At 37.8% G+C, this 18411-nt stretch carries 13 protein-coding genes; 6 read left to right on the top strand and 7 right to left on the bottom strand.

Features of this window, described 5'->3' with window-relative positions:
- Nucleotides 1-2 precede the first annotated feature (2 nt).
- The 3 genes from LEP1GSC190_RS17050 to LEP1GSC190_RS17040 form a co-directional block, all read right to left on the bottom strand.
- Nucleotides 3-815 carry an alpha/beta hydrolase gene (locus LEP1GSC190_RS17050; protein WP_036036495.1) on the bottom strand — a complete coding sequence of 271 codons (813 nt, stop codon included), beginning with the start codon at nt 813-815 and terminating at the stop codon, nt 3-5.
- A 17-nt stretch (nt 816-832) separates the two neighbouring features.
- On the bottom strand, nt 833-2161 hold the full coding sequence (locus LEP1GSC190_RS17045) for an alkaline phosphatase D family protein (RefSeq protein WP_002749709.1): 1329 nt from the start codon (nt 2159-2161) through the stop codon (nt 833-835).
- Between the two features lie 100 nt (nt 2162-2261).
- The gene (locus LEP1GSC190_RS17040; RefSeq protein ID WP_002749687.1) at nt 2262-3671 is read right to left on the bottom strand and encodes a flavin-containing monooxygenase; all 1410 of its coding nucleotides are present in this window, start codon (nt 3669-3671) and stop codon (nt 2262-2264) included.
- 462 nt (nt 3672-4133) lie between these two features.
- On the opposite strand from LEP1GSC190_RS17040, the gene LEP1GSC190_RS17035 reads away from it, so the two are divergent.
- The 4 genes from LEP1GSC190_RS17035 to LEP1GSC190_RS17020 all read left to right on the top strand — a co-directional run bounded on the left by LEP1GSC190_RS17035 (nt 4134) and on the right by LEP1GSC190_RS17020 (nt 11898).
- Nucleotides 4134-5594, top strand: coding sequence for an NAD-dependent succinate-semialdehyde dehydrogenase (locus LEP1GSC190_RS17035; RefSeq protein WP_036036499.1), 1461 nt, complete (start codon nt 4134-4136; stop codon nt 5592-5594).
- Nucleotides 5595-5975: 381 nt separating this feature from the next.
- A complete protein-coding gene (locus LEP1GSC190_RS17030; protein WP_117344631.1) occupies nt 5976-8627 on the top strand; it encodes a methyl-accepting chemotaxis protein in 2652 nt (883 codons plus the stop codon).
- 176 nt (nt 8628-8803) lie between these two features.
- Nucleotides 8804-9805, top strand: coding sequence for a ketol-acid reductoisomerase (gene ilvC, locus LEP1GSC190_RS17025; RefSeq protein ID WP_002748980.1), 1002 nt, complete (start codon nt 8804-8806; stop codon nt 9803-9805).
- Nucleotides 9806-10275: 470 nt separating this feature from the next.
- Nucleotides 10276-11898: a caspase family protein gene (locus LEP1GSC190_RS17020; RefSeq protein WP_002749006.1), complete on the top strand. Its 1623-nt coding sequence runs from the start codon at nt 10276-10278 to the stop codon at nt 11896-11898.
- 228 nt (nt 11899-12126) lie between these two features.
- Here LEP1GSC190_RS17020 and LEP1GSC190_RS17015 read toward each other — a convergent pair whose 3' ends face one another.
- Nucleotides 12127-12333 (bottom strand): hypothetical protein, encoded by a 207-nt coding sequence (locus LEP1GSC190_RS17015; RefSeq protein WP_004282360.1) that lies wholly within the window; start codon nt 12331-12333, stop codon nt 12127-12129.
- A 176-nt stretch (nt 12334-12509) separates the two neighbouring features.
- On the opposite strand from LEP1GSC190_RS17015, the gene LEP1GSC190_RS17010 reads away from it, so the two are divergent.
- Together LEP1GSC190_RS17010 and LEP1GSC190_RS17005 are read left to right on the top strand one after the other, a co-directional pair.
- The gene (locus LEP1GSC190_RS17010) at nt 12510-12746 is read left to right on the top strand and encodes a hypothetical protein (RefSeq protein WP_002620920.1); all 237 of its coding nucleotides are present in this window, start codon (nt 12510-12512) and stop codon (nt 12744-12746) included.
- Nucleotides 12743-14575 carry a MutS family DNA mismatch repair protein gene (locus LEP1GSC190_RS17005; protein ID WP_002749025.1) on the top strand — a complete coding sequence of 611 codons (1833 nt, stop codon included), beginning with the start codon at nt 12743-12745 and terminating at the stop codon, nt 14573-14575. The genes LEP1GSC190_RS17010 and LEP1GSC190_RS17005 overlap by 4 nt, the downstream gene beginning before the upstream one ends.
- A gap of 358 nt (nt 14576-14933) precedes the next feature.
- Here LEP1GSC190_RS17005 and LEP1GSC190_RS17000 read toward each other — a convergent pair whose 3' ends face one another.
- Genes LEP1GSC190_RS17000 through LEP1GSC190_RS16990 form a run of 3 tightly spaced genes read right to left on the bottom strand, consistent with a single transcriptional unit; the run spans nt 14934 to nt 18394 of the window.
- Complete coding sequence (locus LEP1GSC190_RS17000; RefSeq protein WP_002749043.1) at nt 14934-15356, bottom strand: LIC_13387 family protein; 423 nt, start codon at nt 15354-15356, stop codon at nt 14934-14936.
- 27 nt (nt 15357-15383) lie between these two features.
- Nucleotides 15384-17435, bottom strand: a complete 2052-nt coding sequence (locus LEP1GSC190_RS16995) for an AsmA family protein (RefSeq protein WP_002749029.1) — start codon at nt 17433-17435, stop codon at nt 15384-15386.
- Nucleotides 17432-18394, bottom strand: coding sequence for an ABC transporter ATP-binding protein (locus LEP1GSC190_RS16990; protein ID WP_002749036.1), 963 nt, complete (start codon nt 18392-18394; stop codon nt 17432-17434). Before LEP1GSC190_RS16990 ends, LEP1GSC190_RS16995 begins: the two co-directional genes overlap by 4 nt.
- Nucleotides 18395-18411 lie beyond the last annotated feature (17 nt).

Genomic DNA, 18411 nt, shown 5'->3' with positions numbered 1-18411 from the left:
TTTTATCGGATTTCATCTAGACTTTTTTTCAATGCTCGGCGATATTCGGGGTAAAGGGTGAGGTCGTTATGCGAGCCGTTTGGGATCGTAAAAAGGATCACATCTTGATTTCGTTCTTTCAATTTTTTGAATATGATCTCCGAATTTAAATATGGAATGATTTCATCTTCCGTTCCGTGGAAAATCCTGATTTTAGAATGTACGGTTTCTAACTTGCTCAGGTTCCGAAATTGAAAACGTAACATCCAAGTTTGTAGGAACGGATAATAATTTCGTGCCAGAGTTGGTAGATCCGTAAATGGGGTCTCTAAAAATAAATTAAGGTCCGGATTCTTAAAAACCAAGTCCACCGCAATTCCTGTGCCAATAGAACGACCGTAGATTACGATCTCGTTTCTAGGTATCTTAATTTCCTGAAGTATGTAGTTCAGCCACAACTCGGCATCTTCATTCATCGATTTTTCGGAAATACTTCCCGAATTCTTTCCATATCCTCGGTAGTCGGTGATTAGAATATTCCATCCCAAGGGAAGAAAGTCTTCGCAAATTCTTCCCCAAGTTCTCAAACTTCCTGCATTTCCGTGAAAGAATAAAATCGTTTTCTTAGAAACGTTACTTTTGGATGGAAAGTAAAGTCCGTAACTTGTTTCTCCATCGGGAGTATTGAGTTTGATCTCCTGAAACTCATTCGGAAAACGGAATACGAAATTTTCGGGAAGTTTTTCCGGAAAAAAAATCAACCTGTCTTGGTTCCACCAAACGAGAAATAAAAGCAGGAAAATAGTGGATAATAAGAGTATCAAAATGGGATTCATAGATCGTTTCATAAACACTAAGGGGTTGGAATGATTTCTTTTTTCCAAAGTTCCTTTCCATATACGTCAAAAATCTGTAGAACAAGTTTTCTTTGACCTCGTTTCCCGCTTACGGAAATCGTTCCAAAATTTCTTTTATCAACAAGGGTTCCTTCCACCCGTAAAGGATTTTTTTCGGAAGGGGAGTGGTATCTGGAAGTTAATGGTGAAACGGTAAAATCATAAATCGGTAAGCCGTCTTCCTGGAGAAAGTTCAACTCCGTATGATGACGATCACCCGTCAGAAAAATCAGATTTTTAATTTTTAAATCTCGAATCGCGGAAAGAATTTTATTTCTTTCTTGAGGATATGTTGCGTAGTTTTCAAAAATAGGATTCGGATTTAAAAATTGCCCGCCGATCGCGACGAACTTAAATGTGGCTTTTGAATATGCTAAGGAATTTACGAGCCACTGAAATTGTTTTTCTCCCAGAATTTGTCTCGGGCCGATTTCCTTGTTGTTATTTGCCGTTCTAAATGTTCGATTATCCAAAAGAAAAAATTGAACATCTCCCCAAATAAAAGAGCCGTAGATACCCTCTTTTGCATAATTCGGATTTCCCCAGTGGAGTTTGAACATTTCTTCCGAAGTTTCCCTCATCCAAAAGGAAGAATCCGCGTCGTTCGGCCCAAAATCATGATCGTCCCAAATCGCATAGTGATGGACAGATGCGAAAAGTGGAGCAAGTTCCGGAATTCCACGCTGATGTTTATAACGGTGTAAGAAACCGGTTCTTGAATCCCAATCCGGCTCTCTCAGATAGATGTTGTCTCCAAGCCAGAGCATAAAATTCGGTTTTTTGGAAAGAATGGAGTTAAAGATAGAGTATTCACCACCATAAGGTTTTCCAGGAAGGTCGAATTCGTTTTCATTGACATAAGCGCAACTTCCAAGCGCGAACGAAAATGAAGGAGGGTCTTGATGGGACGCATAGGCAAAAAATGATTGCGCTTGAAATATTTGCGGGTGTTCTCCTTTAATTCTTTTTCCGTCCACGAGTAGATTGTAATTATAGCTTTTGCCGGGTTCGACGCGGTTTGCGATCAATTTTGCGATAAAACCCGTTTTATAATCCGTCTGTATTGTTTCGGAAATGGACTTATTTCTAGGATTTCCAATTTCAGAATATTCTAATGCAACTTTGGATGCCTGATCAGTTTGAATCCAGACTAAAACTTCCTTTAATGTGGAATATCCCAGAATTGGCCCGGAGACAATTTTGGCGGTCTCTGCGTTTAGTTGAAGATTAAAAACCAATAGAAGATAATAAAGAGCCCTTTTGTTTTTTATAATTTTGAATTTCATAAATAATGTCCTTTTAAATGATTACATTGCGTCGAGTGTAAAAAAATCGGAGTCATTTTGAAAGTTCAAAGACTTTTTTGGGAATCTATTTGTGAGAAGTTTACTCAAACCTTTGAGAAGGATTGTGTTCGGAAGCTTTGTTTTTCGAAACTGATTTATTCTGAGCGATTGCAGTGACGGGAAGTTTATTTCCGTTTTTAGAGGCTTTTTTCTTTCCTTTTTTGAATTCCGATTTCATATCATACAAAAAACTCTCAAAATCCACTTTTATCGTATGTCTTTTTGATGTCGCATAACGTTTTCTCGTTTTCGATTCGTATTTTTCGATAGATTTACTCATTTCTTGCACGGAAGGCATCTCATAATTTCCGATCAAATATTCCGAGATCCATTTACCTTGAAATTCGACTAAAGGTGCAATTGGGCCAAGTGGCTGAAACAAACCCACGAAAAATAAATTCTTAAATTCTGGTTTGATCATTCGATAAAACAAAGGTAAATAATTGTCTTTTGCTGAAATGAAATTTTCGTCGAAAAACGGAAATTTTATGTCGTAGCCCGTGCAATAAACTACTGCATCTATTTCTTCTTCGCTACCGTCTATAAAACGCACCTTATTTCCGTTATAGGATTCTATATTCGGCTTTGGTGTAATATCCTCTCTCCTCAATCGAACCAGGATATCCTGAGAAATAATCGGATGCGCCGCACCGGGTTTATGATCCGATTTTAGGAGACCGAAGTCTTGGAAGTTTCCTAATTTTGATGAAATTCCTATAGTAAAATTTTTTAGCCAAAATGAAGTATGAACTGGAATTAGTTCAGCAGAATTATCAGAGGGTTTTTCCAATAGATAATTGGGAATGATGGATGTTTCTCTTTCAGGTGCTAAAAAAACTTTTGATGCTATGTCGGGACGACAAAGTTCAGCCGCTATGTCCATTGCAGTGTTTTCCATCCCAAGAATTATCACTCGTTTCCCGATAAGTTTGATCGGGTTTTCTGGATCTATATAGGAATGGGAATGAATGATCTTTCCAGTAAACTTACCTGGAAACGCCGGGTTCGGCCATCTTTGAGACCAGTGATGTCCGTTGGATACGGTGAGAACATCATAATACTTTCGCTTCCCATTTCCGGTTTTGACTAACCAAGTTCCATCTTCTTGATGTTCAACGTGAACGACGGGGGTTTTAAAATAAATATGTTTCCGAAGCCCGAAATGGTTCACGTAATTTATGAAATATTCTGAAATTTTTTGATGCCTAGGATAATCAGTATAAATTGGAGGCATGAGATAGTCATTGTATTCCATTTTATCTTTATGAGTGCTAGTGTGCAAACTATAGATGTTACTCATCTTATTGTCGTTGTTGAATCTCCAGTTGCCTCCGACCTCGCTCCCCGCTTCGTAGCAATCGAACGAAATTTCTTTATCTTTAAGAGCTTTACACACCGAGATTCCGCTCGGCCCCGCTCCTATCACACAAACACTCGGTAACGAAGACATATCCTTCCCCTCTTTTCATAAATGAAATTTTGGTGTTTATGATAAGACTTCTAAACTATAGCAGGTCAATGAAAAAAGTTTAGAATGGATCAGACATTCCGTTATTGTCGAATACCTGTTTGATAGGGAAAGCGATTCTAAATATAATTTGATTATATCTAGAGTAATGGATTTGAGTGGATATGTCTATGATTGCTTTCATAAGAAATCCGGAATCTATTCGATTCTAAAATTTCAAAATGAAAAAAAGTTCAGATACTCTGAAAAGTAATTTTTAACTGAAGATAAATATCTCGTGTCTCTTGGTATATTGCAGTCGATTCCAATTCGTAAAGGATAATCTTTTAGCTTAACTTCTTGAGGCAAATTATCTGCGTAAAAAATTCTTTCTGTTCGAAACCAGATTCTTCTTTCTTTTTCCAGTTTCGGAGAATATACAAAGAAGAAGAAGAGGTGGTTGCCTTGAGTTTGAAATTGCTTTCTAGAAAAGAATTATTTAGAGAAGAAGCTTTTTGGGGAGGATCCTGGAAGTCAGGATATCCTAATGAAAAGATTTCCGTAAACAATCCTGCAAGTCTTGAGGTTTTGGGTTCTGTTCCTTCTTTGAGTTCCAAAGAAACTTTGGAAGCGATTCAAACTTCTGTACAAGCATTTTTGGATTGGTCGAACAGACCCGCGAAAGAACGTTCAATTCTCATTCGAAACTGGGCTGAAAAGATGAAAAACAACCGAGAGGATCTTGCGATTCTTATGACCTTGGAACAAGGAAAACCTCTCGGTGAATCTAAAAGCGAGATTGATTATGCATTTTCCTTTTTAGAATGGTTCTCCGAAGAATCGAAACGCACTTACGGGGACGTCATTCCAAGTCATAGAGAAGATACGAAGATTGAAGTTTTAAAACAACCTGTCGGAGTATGCGGAATTTTAACTCCTTGGAATTTTCCTTCTTCAATGATTACTCGTAAGGCGGCTGCGGCTTTGGCCGCCGGTTGTACGGTGATTTGTAAACCTTCCGAGCTGACACCATTCTCTGCACTTGCGTTAGCCGCACTTGCGCAAGAGGCGGGAATTCCGGAAGGAGTCTTTCAAGTTCTGACCGGTTATCCGGAAAATATCGCTAATACTTTGATTGATCATACTGACGTAAAAAAGATTAGTTTCACCGGTTCCACTCGTGTAGGAAAACTTATCATGGAGAGGAGTTCTAAAACTTTAAAACGACTTTCTTTGGAATTGGGAGGAAATGCTCCTTTTTTGATTTTTGACGACGCAAACTTGGAATCCGCTGTCAAAGGAGCTATTCTTTCCAAGTTCAGGAATTCGGGACAAACCTGCGTGTGTGCGAATCGATTTTTGGTTCAAAAAGGAATTTATAGGAAGTTTATAGATTTATTTTCGGAAGCGGTCTTAAAATTAAAAGTGGGAAACGGATTTGAAAAAGATGTAAACATGGGTCCGTTGATCAATGAAGCGGCGGTTCGTAAGATGGAAATTCATGTTGAGAACGCAAAATCGACAGGAGCGAAACTCATTATCGGTGGAGACAGAATCGAACCTGATAAATTGTTTTTTAATCCGACTATTTTTTCCGAAGTAAAAGAAAATTCTCTTTCGATGAAGGAGGAAATTTTCGGACCGATCGCTCCTGTATATCGATTTGAGTCGGTTGAAGAGGCGATTCAAATCGCGAATTCTACGCCTTCCGGATTAGCGGCTTACGCTTATACAGAGGATTATCGAAAGATTAAACTTCTTTCGGAAAAAATCGAATCGGGAATATTGGGAATCAACGAAGGCATCATTTCCAGTGAACAGGTGCCGTTTGGAGGTGTAAAAGAATCTGGTTTCGGAAGAGAAGGATCTAAGTATGGGATTCATGAATATCTTAACATCAAGTATATTTGTACCGGTGGTTTTTAAGGGCAAATATCTAAATGTTATGGTTGATCTAAGCTCAAATTTCTTATCGTCCCGCTCTGGGAACATTAGTAGAATTTGAATTTATGTTCAAACTGTTTGAGTCATCTTAAAACCTGGAAAGAAATCAAGACAAGTCAGTAATAAGCTGTAATAGTTTCCATAAATTACGTCTCTTTGAGAATTTTATTGTGTGTATTGTCACTAAACTTTTGTATTCTAAGGTTTTTGAATCGAACTCTGAAACTTAGAATTACAACTCCTTGCAAATCGTTTTCTAACGCTGTCGTTTTTTAAATTTCTTTATATGAAACAATATTGAGTATGAGTTTCGAATTTCCTTGACGATAGGTAGTTTGCAAAAGTTTATAGAATACCTATATTATGGATCTGATCTATTTAAATTATTTCTCTTTGGCTTCGTTAATCGGGATTCTTTTTATCGGATTCACTACGTTCTTTTTTTTCTCCATTCAAGAAAAAGCGTCCGGCACGATTTATCTTAGTGTTGGTCTTTTGTTTCTTGGAATACTTCACGTCGGTTACATGGCAGGTTTTCCATTTTACGCATCGTGGTCCGTCTTTCATAGATGGATCGTAATTCCTTCTCCCTTTTTGGGAGTTTTGTTTCTCGTCATGTTCTTTTTTCAATATCCGCAACCGGTTTCCAAAAAGATCATGATCCCCGCGTTTTCAATCGCTCTATTGGGAGTGGTTTTTATCTGTGTTTGGTATTTTTACGAGTCTTTTTCTGCAAAAAGAGTCTTTTATTTTTCGGGCCATTATTGGGACTTTCAAGTTAATCTTTTCTATAAGGTCTATGCCGTAGCTATCATTTTTTATACCTTTCTTTTCGTTGCAATTGGTACCTGGAGGATGATAACACTCAAAGGTAAGGATAGAATTATTACCGGAATCGTTTTAATACCTATGGCCTCGATTATTCTGATTCCGGGAGTGTTCAATGCGATGAGCCGAGATGGGGCGGTTTCCAGAGAGTTATATCAAACGGTTTTGGACATTTCTCTCGTAACCGGTTTGTTTGTTATACTTGTGGGTTATATCAATTATACGAGTGAAAAAACTTCCATTCTTTCTAGAATCACTGGAATTACACTCGCTACGTTTTTTCTGATCTTACAGATCGTAAGTATATTTATTTTCAATCAATATGAAGAATCGTACGACTTAATTAAAAAAGCGGAGGTTAGACTTTCCGCAGCCGGTTTAGAAGTTTCCAAGGACTTGGAATACGTTTTCCAGTACGATCCCATGACAGACTCTGTAACGTCCCTCTTTCCGGGACATTCTCAGCAACCAGACGAATCCGCACTGAGGGAATTCCGTTTTTTCAAAATAGCCCACAATCTTTTCGAACTTCCTTCTCTTCCCAATGAGGAATTTAAACAAAGTGCAGAAGATATATTAAAAAATTCTCCATCTGGTTTTGATGCGTATAAAGCGGGAGTAAAAGAGTATCTTTCTTCCAAAAACGAAACTCAACTTTCAGGAAAGGACATAGAATCGTTTTTTGACACTTTACAAAATACATTAGTCGTGCTTAGGAACAAACATTTTCACTTACCTCCGAAGGAAAAAAATGATCCGATTTCTTTGGACAAATTGTTTCAATCGAAAGTTCCCGGAATCGACGGATATCTAAGGGAGTTGAAAAAAATTGCGTTAAATCTGGATTCTACCAAAAGAGATAAAATTTTTGATACGTTTCTTACACAGATAAGAAAGCCGGACGAAAGAACATACAAAGGGGAAAGAGTTTATGAATTAAACGGTCCGGTTCCCAAACATTACATTTCTTATTTTTATGTATCTGGAGGAAAAATTTATGAAGTAGGATTTCGATACGAATCTTTAAGAGAATATCTCCATCCTACTGGTAAAATCCTTTATATATCTGCGATTTGTATTTTGTTTCTTGTTTTATTTGGGTTTCGCTTTTTCTTTCAAGGAGCTTTACTCAATCCTCTGGAGGACGTAGTGGTCGGTTTAAGGGAAGCTAATTCCGGAAACTTAGAATACCGTCTTCAAGTTAAGGTAGAGGATGAAATCGGATTTATTGCTCGTTCGTTTAACAAAATGGCAAAGTCCATTCAAACCACAAGAAAACGTCTACATTCTTCGGCGGAGACATTGGATACTTCGGTGACGGACTTTTCGGAATTTACAAGTTTGACCAGTGCAAAGATGGAATCACAAGCAGCTTCTTTGGAGGAAGTCAACGCTGTGATTGAGTCCTTATCAAAAGCTTCTGAAAAGAATGTCGACTCGATTCGAATTCAAAACGAGAATCTGATCGAACTTAATCAAAAGTCTCAGGTACTTTTGGATGTGATCGCGAAAATATCGGAACATTCCAAAGGTTTGGATACGAATGCGAAAGAAAGTAAATTGGAAATGGAAGTAGTCAAGAAGTCGGTTGAAAAGACCGGTGAATTCTTAAAGAGCATTTCGAATTCGTTTCAGCGCGTGGATGAGATCAATCGTATTCTTGGAGAAATTGCGAACAAAACCAATCTTCTTTCTCTGAACGCTTCGATTGAAGCTGCTCGTGCGGGTGCCGCGGGTCGTGGTTTTGCAGTAGTTGCTCAAGAAGTTAGTAAACTTGCTGAATTTACCGCCACGAATGCGAAGATGATTTCGAAAGTGGTTCAAGAGTCACTTGAGTTTATCGAAGAGGCGAATTCAGCTTCTCTTGATGCTGGTCATTCGACTGAAAATCAGAGCGTTAAAATTAATCTTACCGTATCTAAAATAGAAGAGATGAATGGCTTGTATGAACGTGGAACGACGATAATAAACGATTTCGTAAGAAATCTTGAGAGAGCGAAGAAATTATCGGATGAATTGTTTTATTCTACGGAAGAACAGATGACAGGTCAGAAAGAGATGATGAAGGCGATGCTTGAACTTGAAAAGGAAGTAAACGAAATCACTCGGGAATCCGGAAAAATTCAAGATGGAATTTTAGAGATTAAAACTCAATCAAGTGATTTGAAGGCTTTGAGTGTCGTCTAATCGATTTTGTCGAAAAAATTTCAAATAAGATCAATTTAAAGAATTATCCTCTTCAAATTCTAATGTTTTCCTTTACATGTGTGGATTTGCTTCCCCACGTATGTGGGGTTTATTTCAGTTGTCATTCTATCCTTTTTTAAATGTTTTGTAAAAAGGAACATTCAAGGAAAAGAAAAATGGCAAATATCTATTACGACGCCGATTGTGATTTAAACTCACTTAAAGGGAAAATCATCGCAGTAATCGGTTACGGAAGCCAGGGACATGCTCAGGCTCAAAATATGAAAGATTCCGGGCTTAAAGTTATCATCGGTTTAAAAGAAGGATCAAAATCAATTCAAGACGCTAAGAATGCAGGCTTTGAAGTGTACAGTGTTGCCGAAGCTTCTCAAAAAGCGGATATCATACAAATTCTCGCTCCGGATACGATTCAAGCAGATCTTTATAAAAAAGATATTGAACCGAATCTGAAAAAAGGGAACGCACTCGTTTTTTCTCACGGATTCAACATTCACTACGATTTCATCAAACCTCCCGAAGAGGTGGATGTTTATATGGTTGCCCCTAAAGGTCCGGGCCATCTTGTTCGTAGAGTTTATACGGAAGGTGGGGGAGTTCCTTGTTTGATTGCGGTCCACCAGGATTCAACTGGCGAAGCTAAAAAAAGAGCGCTCGCTCATGCCGCCGGTGTCGGAGGCGGTCGTGCAGGAATTTTGGAAACATCTTTTCGTGAAGAAACCGAAACGGACTTATTCGGAGAACAGGTTGTTCTTTGTGGTGGTCTTTCCAATCTGATCATGGCTGGGTTTGAAACTTTAACCGAAGCGGGTTACGATCCTGAAATTGCGTACTTCGAATGTCTTCATGAAGTGAAACTTATCACCGATCTCATCTACGAAGGTGGATTGGCAAGAATGAGGTTTTCTATTTCCGATACCGCGGAATATGGCGATTACGTAAGTGGCCCGCGCGTAATTGATCCGGGTGTAAAACAAAGAATGAAAGAAGTTCTGAACGATATTCAGAAGGATAAGGGAGCAAAATTTGCCACCAACTGGATGGCTGAAACGAAAGCGGGTTATCCGAACTTTAAGAATATGAGGGATAAGAATGCGGCTCATCCGATCGAGTCGGTCGGTAAGAAATTAAGAAGTATGATGAAATGGTTATCTAAATAACAGATAATTTTCTTTTCAGAGCCTTTTTTGATAAAAAACCCGGCGAGAAAGTCTTCCGGGTTTTTTTATGCATTTAGCAAATGTTGTAAAACGGGTTTGCTAGCGACGTACAATGTCACAATTACTTTCTCAATTATTCTATCGATTCAAGTTAAGAACTATTTTGAAGGCGAATTTCAAGTCTCGATAAGACAAGAATTTTCTCGTACTCAAATCGCTCAAATTTAAAGCGGACATTTTAATCTTCGTATTTTTCTTGGCTCGAATTCCTAATAAAAAATTTGGATTGCGGTTTTAAATTGGGTACTGGTTCTGAAATCATGCTCCTTTTTTAGAAAGTCGGATATACAAACGATCGGAAAATTCTTTCCTAAATTTGGCGGCCTCGATTCTTTCCTTAAAAAGATAATGACAAAAGGGTTTCTTTTGCTACTCTGATTCCATTCTGAATCATCCCTAGGAGGTCAGGTTTGAAATCCAAGTTATCGGCATTTAGTATCTGTTTGATTTTGTTTCTAGCGACGGATGCATTTGCACAAAAGAGATACGGGCTTATTTTCGGTTCTAATTATACCGGCAATAAAGCCGGAATTCCGGAGCTTAATCTTTGCGAAGCGGACGCAAGTTATCTAAACGACGAAATTCGAAGAGTTGGAAACTTCGATGAAGTGAAGGTCGTTCTCGGAAAAGAAGTCACAAAAGATAGTATAGAAAAAGAAATTAAGGCCTTAGCAAAAAAAGCGGGTGATAACGATACTGTTCTGCTTTACTTCTCGGGACACGGTGCGTTTCAAAGGGACGCATCCGCAAAGAACGGCATGAGAAATCTGATCATTTGTTATGACAGACCTCATCTTCCGGACGACGAACTGAATAAGTATTTAGAGAAGATAAAATCACCCAAGACTGTGTTTATTTTCGATTGTTGTTTTTCTGGCGGAATCGCTAAAAAAGGAAAAGCAACTCGAGGATCTGCCGATGTTCCGATTCCGGAAGGAAGTAACGGAACCGTAAAACAAGATGCGGAAGATTTTTTCTTTCAAGATAAAACGATCATCTCTTCCGCGGATGACAACCAGACCGCTATAGAGGTTGGTGGAAGTATCAATCATGGAATTTTTACGTACAATTTCGGACGTGCGCTTTCTACCGCGGACTTAAATAAAGATAACGTTGTTACCGCATTGGAAGCTTTCTTCAAATCGAGAGAAGAAACCGTTCAAATGGCGAAAAAATTTCAACACGAACAGGTTCCTCAGATTTCCGGAAACGCTTCCGGTATTTTCCTTTCTGGTAAAAAAAGTCCCGAACCCCCAAAACCGATCGATCCTCCAAAGCCTCCTCCTCCGTCTGTAGAACCTGAGCCCGATCCCGTAAAACCAGATCCTTCTCAACCTGTAGTAACTCCGGAAGAACCTCCCGTAGTTCCGACGAATGAAAGAGGTGATTTGATATTAAAGACTACGATCATTCAAGATCGCGCTTATGGACTTTCGGATCTTCCTCCCGATATCTTAATCTTTGCTAAAAAGAAAAGAAAGGGGAATCGAAACGTTAAGGTCTATATCGATGATCAAGAATTTGCTTCAGCTGTAACTACGACCTCTTCCAATTTCTGGGGTGCAGTTAAAAGACAAGGACAGTTGATTCCAGGTAGTATCTACACGATTACCCTGAGTAGAGTTCCTGCGGGAGTTCATAAGATCACAATCAAGGCCGACGATTATCCCGAGATTCAAGAAACGTTTGCAGTTCTTCCGAACAAGAGAAATGAACTTCCTATTAATGTTTCTATGAGCGGTTTCGGGGCGATCCAAGGAAAAGTTTTCTACAAAACCTTGGATAATCCGGTGATCAATCAGCCGATTTTTATGCCTACCATTTCTAGCGTTACTGGAATTCAGAAATTGAATACCGATAGCGAAGGAAATTTCTGGTTCACGAATCTCAAACCGGGTGATTATGAAATCAAAGCTTCTTTTGCGGAAGATTTGAACCTCAACAATTCCATGATCAATGTAAGAGAAGGGGACGTGACGAAGGTGGACGTGATTCTAAATGTGAAGATGCCTTCTACCAAAACCAAGTACTGAATTTCGTATTGGAGTTTAACGGAAAAAAGCCTGCTAGAAACAGCAGGCTTTTTTATTTTCGGAATTTTCCTAAAAAAATGTGGAAGTGCCGTTCTCTTATAAATTGAATTTTCAACTGGAAACAATTTGATGTTTCGCTTCCTAAAATTTCATGTTTTAGAACGGGTTGTAAATCCGAAAAAATTCAATTCGATATGATAAGACTTTCTTTAGGATCAAAATACGGTTTTAATCTTTTAAAAAATTCTTCCATTCACTGGATCTGAATCTACGCTTACGGATTTCTTTTAATTTTTTCATTTGATTTGCGTTGAGAAGGTTCCCCGCTTTTAGGCCAGATTGCGGAAGAATTGTATTGTTTACGAGGTTAGCGACGGTTTCGTCAATTGAAAGAAAGGAACTTTTTAGGTTTGGATCCATTTCTGAGTAAAACATTTTTGCGCCTCCATGCGACTTTCTGGTTTGATTTGAGATCTTTTTATCGGAAATCTTGCCGGATTCTCTTCCTTGAGAAAGCAATTGACTCCCAGAACTATCTATCGAAGAAATTGGAAAATCCTTGAGTTTTTTTTCTTGTACGAAATTTCCTAAAACGATAAAATTGCAAAAAAATGCAGATCCGACTGATCAACAATACTGGCAAAAGAATGGGAAGATTCGTCGCGTACGAATACGGTACCGATCTATTTGGATACGTATATGTTGATAAGATTAAAGGTAAGGAGCGCGGTAAATTGGTTTCGCGCTGGGTAATGCCTGATCTTGGATCATTGGTTCGTTTGTTGGATTTTGAAATTTATAAGCGAGAAAACGAACACTACGAGAACATAAGTTCCTTAGTAGGATGAAGCCTTCTACTCTGATCGATCGGCTAGAACACAGAGCTGAAAAATTAAAAAGATTCTACGATCGAGTTTCCATTTTTCTTTTTAAACTTTCTCTGTTTCGCCTTATTTCTTTTTCTGCGTTCGTTCTTTGGATTTCCGTTTTCTATTATTTCCATTCTTCAGTTTTTTATTATCTCCCTTCTTTGGTCTTTCTTCTCATTTTTTTCTTTTTTATTGGAAAGTATAAAAAAACCCTTTCAACTCGAGAAAAAATTCGACTTTGGATTTTTGTTTTAGAAAGAGAATCTGCGAGGATTGGAATTAAAGGTTTCGGTAAAAAATTCGGAACTAAGATTACTTTGGAAAAAATTTCTCCTTTGGCAAGAGACTTGGATCTATTTCGGGAAACTGGTTTGTTTTCTTGGTTGGATACTACGTTTACTTCAAATGCGGAACGTCGGTTGATTTCCTTTTTGGATCCGGAGGATTCTTCGACCGATTTTAAAAGAGAAAATATTCTACTTCGCCAGTCAATTGTTCGATCAATTTCCGAAAAAGAATTAGCAATTCCTAAAATACTTAGACTTTCCTCTTATTTGAAGGGAAATCGAGATCTTTCTTTCAATCAAGAGAAAACGGAAATGAAATTGATTCATAACGATGGTGCCTCGGAACTTTGGAAACGATATCCGTGGCTGAAAAAAATTTACAGGCCAGTTGCAATTCTGGTTCTTGCGTTTATTCCTGCAAATGTGTTTCTGGGGGTTCCTTTTCCGGCTTCCGTTCTGTTCTTAAATTTGATTCTATTTGGATTGTATCGTTCCCATTCTTTGGAAATCTTTCGACAATATTATTCCCTTTCCGGAAGTATAGAAGGACTTCAGAAAATTCTAATATATCTAAAAGGTTTGAATGTTCGAGATAAAAACGGTAGATCTCTTTTACAGGATACTTCCAAGGAAGAGCTAAAATCTGCCTACGAGGATTTGGATCGTATATTGAAGCGTGTCGCTTTGACCGAAGCTCCTTTATTGCATTTAATTTTAAATAATCTCTTTCTTTACGATCTTTGGATTTTAGGGAAAATTTCCAAATGGAAGGAAAAACATTCCGTACTTTTGGAAAAGTCTATTGATGATTTAACCGTATTCGATTCTTTATTCCCTTTTGCGAATTTGAAGTGGATGTTTTCCGACTATTGTTTTCCTGAGATTCTTTCTGAAAATTCTAAGGAAGGAATTTCGGGAGAAGATCTTTTCCATCCCCTTCTTCCTTCGGAACTCAGAGTTTCCAATCCATTGGATCAGGTTTTGGAAGGAAATATTGTTCTCATCACAGGTTCGAATATGTCCGGTAAAACGACATATCTACGTACAATCGGTGTTTCTTCCATTCTCGCATTAGCGGGTGGGCCGGTGCCTGCGTCTCGGTTTTCTTTACCGGTTTTGAAAATTCATACGAGTATGAGAAACGAAGACAACTTAGAGGAAGGAATTTCTTTTTTTTATGCGGAGGTAAGAAGGCTTTCGGAGATCGTAAAAAAAATTCAAAATTCAGATTTGCCTCATCTTGTTTTGCTTGATGAAATTTTAAAGGGAACAAACACAAGAGAACGTTCTCTTGCTTGCAAAGGAATTTTAAAAGAACTCAAAAAGAATCGTGTAATAGGTTTGATCACGAGTCATGACTTGGAATTAGCTAAAGTCGAGGATGTTATCTTGAAACATTTCCAAGAAGAAATTTTAAACGGTTCCATGTATTTTGATTATAAAATTCGAGAAGGTTTGGTCCAAACAAGCAATGCGCTGCGGATTTTAGTTCAAGAAGGATTGAATTTGGATTTTACTTAGAACTTATATTAAAAATTTATTTTTGTTTGTTTAATCGGAAAAACTGTAGCGATTTCTCGGGTATCCTTCTATTTTAACTTTGACAAGATTTTGGGTATTCTATTAGAAGCATTAAAATTCGATTATATAGTCAATTTTTCTCATAAAGTGTATTTGAATGGATGTTGGTTCAAAAAATTATGGCTCTGAATCATTAGGGAATTTGCTTAAGTTTACTGGCGGATGTATTTTATTATCAGCTTGGTATTGCAAATTATTTTTAGGGCAAACTCTAATTAGAAATATGCGCTTCAATTCTTACCAGATTTTTTTGTTCTCATATTCGTTTTCTGTTCTTTTGAGATCCCAAAACGAGTGTTTAAGACTTTTTCAAAAGGATAATGCTTACCAGAAGAGAAAAGGTTCCTAATGAGGAGACCAAGGCAGGTGCGAGGAAAAAATAAACGAAACCCGTAATACTGAAACAAAAGATACAAAAGAAAATAGGGATCAAAAGTTTTAATGTCATTTGGGGGTTTGATTCGGTAAAATTCGATAGGAACCATAGAAGAATCGTCAACGAAATTAAGAAGATACTTAAGTTTAAACTCATTCCCGTATAAAATTGATCGTAAGACTTTGCAACACCTTCCATTGGAATTTTGGTTTTCTGCATTGCGGAAATTGTATTCAGAGCTTGAGAATCGGCCGTATTATATCTCGTAAAGTGTCCGATAGAATGTCCGACTGCGAAGATAAAAATCAAAATTGATGTGATACGAATAAATAATTTTGGTTTCATGAAAAGAATCTCCTTAAGATTTCTAGGTTATTTTTTTTTGTTTTTTTCCTTGGATGCAAACAGTCCTTTAAATCCTTCCCAAGCATCTCTTACATATTCCGATACGACTGACCCGGCAATTCCTCCTCCGTAAGGCCCGCCGACCAGAGTAAAGAATGGGGCGAAGATTGTGCTTCCCGCAAACACTGAGCCCAACCAAATCGGATCTATATAAGGAATTGATTGTTTAAATTTTCCCTTATAAATGATCGGAATTTTTAACGCTTTACCGACAATATTCCCGCCTAATCTTAAGTTGAGAATAAGGTCCACATCCTTTTCGAAACTGATGTTTCCTTTTCCGTCCGCTTCTAATCCGTTTCCTTGTAGTTTTAGATTCTGAAAGTAAAATCGATTATTTTCGATTTTAAAATCCGACTTTAGGGAGGAGAACTCGACCTTTCTTCCGTCAATTCCGTTGAATGAAACGATCTTTCCGAGGGTATTCAGAACAGGAATCATGAAGTTTGCGTAACCGAGTAATTCTCCGTTGAGAATTTGAAAGTTACCCGAACCTTCCATATTTCTGAAAAATTCTGTTAGAAAATCGGAGGATTGATTGTGAACTTCCGTAATAAAATTGAACTTACTAAACACATTTCCACTGATGATTTGGTCGTTTATGTAAGGCATGAGAATTCGATCAGATTGAATTCGATATACTTCCCCTTGGACTTCAAATTTGGATTTGAATGGATTTATTTTAGATTTTCCTAATATTTCTCCGTTATATATGTATGCGTGAAAACTTGAGATCTGAATCCAGGGATAAGTGTATTTTACTTCAGCTTTTAAAATTGGAAATCTGTGTTTGAGTGCGTATACGTTTTTTAAGTCTGCACTAAAGTGGAAAACCCCGTCGGGACGATTTGGATTATTAAATTCCTTAGTAAATTCGAAAAGTTTGCCCAATCGGAGTACGCTGTGGTAATCTAAATAGTTTGCGGTGACTTGAAAGAAAACGTTCGTTTTGTAATTCCATAAAATTGTTCCCTTGGCGTTTCCGTCCGCGATCCCAGGCCATAGGACGGAGATATATGGAAAATCCAATTTCTTATTCGGAATATCCAATTTCAGTTCCATATTTAATTTGATGTCGCCGAACGGGTTCCCGCCTTTATAAGCGAAGTTCTTACCTTGTGCAGCCACATTGAAGTTAATCGGTTCGTTGGGTGCTTTTTTGATTTTGATTGTGCCGTTTAGAATCGTTTTCGAAAAATCCGCTTTCGGAAAGATAACCAACAGATCCCTAAAGATAGAAAGAGAACACTTGTCTAAAATGATCGTAGACTGAAATTTTAAATTTTCAAGAGTTACCGGAAATTCATTCAAATCCGCGCTTCCGTAAATCTGAAAACTTTGGCCGTCTAATTTCCCCTGCAGAGTAAGATCAAGGGCGTTTCCGTAAAAAGAAATACTTAATGCCGAATTCCAAAGATAAATTCCGTATGTTCTGTTATGTATATCATCTTGATAGTGAACGTAAAAATTTTCGATTTGAACGTTTTTCAATCCGATTTTGAAAATCTCTTTCGGATTGAATGACATGTTTTCGGCCATAAACGACGGATCAAAAATTTTTATGGTCTGTGTTTGGTGAGTGTTTTCGAGTTTGTATTTTTCCTGTTGAAAAAATTCGATTAGATCAATGGAACCGTCTTTGTGTTTATGAAGATTGATTTTTCCGCCTGAGATATAAATGTCTCTGATTTCTACTTTCTGACCTAGTAAACCGAACCATGAAATATTGATCTTAATCCGATCGCTGATTCCCACGACCAGGTTTCCTTTCCGAACCTGAACTGTGCTCAGTTCTATTCCCGGAAATGGTAGTAAAACCAGATCGGAAGAGTCCACTTTAACGTCTAGGCCGGTTTTTTTTTCGATTTCGGTGAGTATAAAATCCTTATAAAAATCCTGGCGGACAAAGACAAAAAGTAACGTGAAAAGCGTAAATGCGAGAGTCAGAAACAGAAGAATCGTTATAGCTTTGATTCGATTTCTATATGATAACTCTTGAATGTATTTTAAGAATTTCATTTTCTTCGATCTAGTGGAAAGTGACAGAGCGCTTTTTGATCGGCCCCGATCTCTTTCCAAACGGGAGTTTGCGATTTACAAAAGTCCTGAACAATCGGGCATCGAGTATGAAAGTGACAACCGGTAGGCTTGTTTACGATGCTCGGAATTTCTCCTTTGAGGGGAAGTCGAATTTTTTTTCTATCATAAACGTCAAAGGTGGATTGAAAAAGAGCCTTTGTATAGGGATGTGCGGGAGATGAGATAATATCTTTTGTTTTACCGAGTTCGACGATTTTACCCAAATACATGACCGCAATCCTGTCCGAGATTGATTTTACCACGCCGAGGTCGTGAGAGATAAATAAATATGAAAGACCGAATTCGTTTTTTAATTCGACTAAAAGTTTTAAAACTTGAGTACCAGTGGAAACGTCAAGAGCGGAAACTGATTCGTCACATATGACAAACTTAGGTCTTAAAACCAGTACCCGCGCAATCGCGATCCTTTGCCTTTGTCCTCCGGAAAATTCGTGAGGGAATCTGGAAAGGATATCGGAAGATAGATTTACTCTTTCCAAAATTTCTCTGATCTTTAATTCCGATTCTTCTCGGGATGATTTTTCATGAATTTCCAAACCTTCCATTAGAATTTCCGAAATCGTCATTCTCGGGTTCAGGGAAGAATATGGATCTTGAAATATGATCTGTAGATTTTTTCTAAAAGGAAAAAATCTGGAAGAAGAAAGAGAGGTGATTTCCTGATTTTCAAAGTAAATCGATCCAGATTCGGGCTTTAATAGTTTTATGAGACCTTTTCCTAACGTGGATTTACCGCAGCCGGATTCCCCTACTAATCCTAGAATTTCATTATTTCCGATTTCAAGATTGATTCCGTCCACTGCGATGATTCGATTCTTTTTAAAACCGAATTCTGATTTCGTGTAATAACTGATGGTAAGATCTTGAATACGAATCATAGTTTATTCTGATTTTT

Origin of the sequence: Leptospira mayottensis 200901116, from assembly GCF_000306675.2 — a bacterium.
Classification (GTDB): domain Bacteria; phylum Spirochaetota; class Leptospiria; order Leptospirales; family Leptospiraceae; genus Leptospira; species Leptospira mayottensis.
This window is presented reverse-complemented; position numbering and strand designations above follow the sequence as displayed.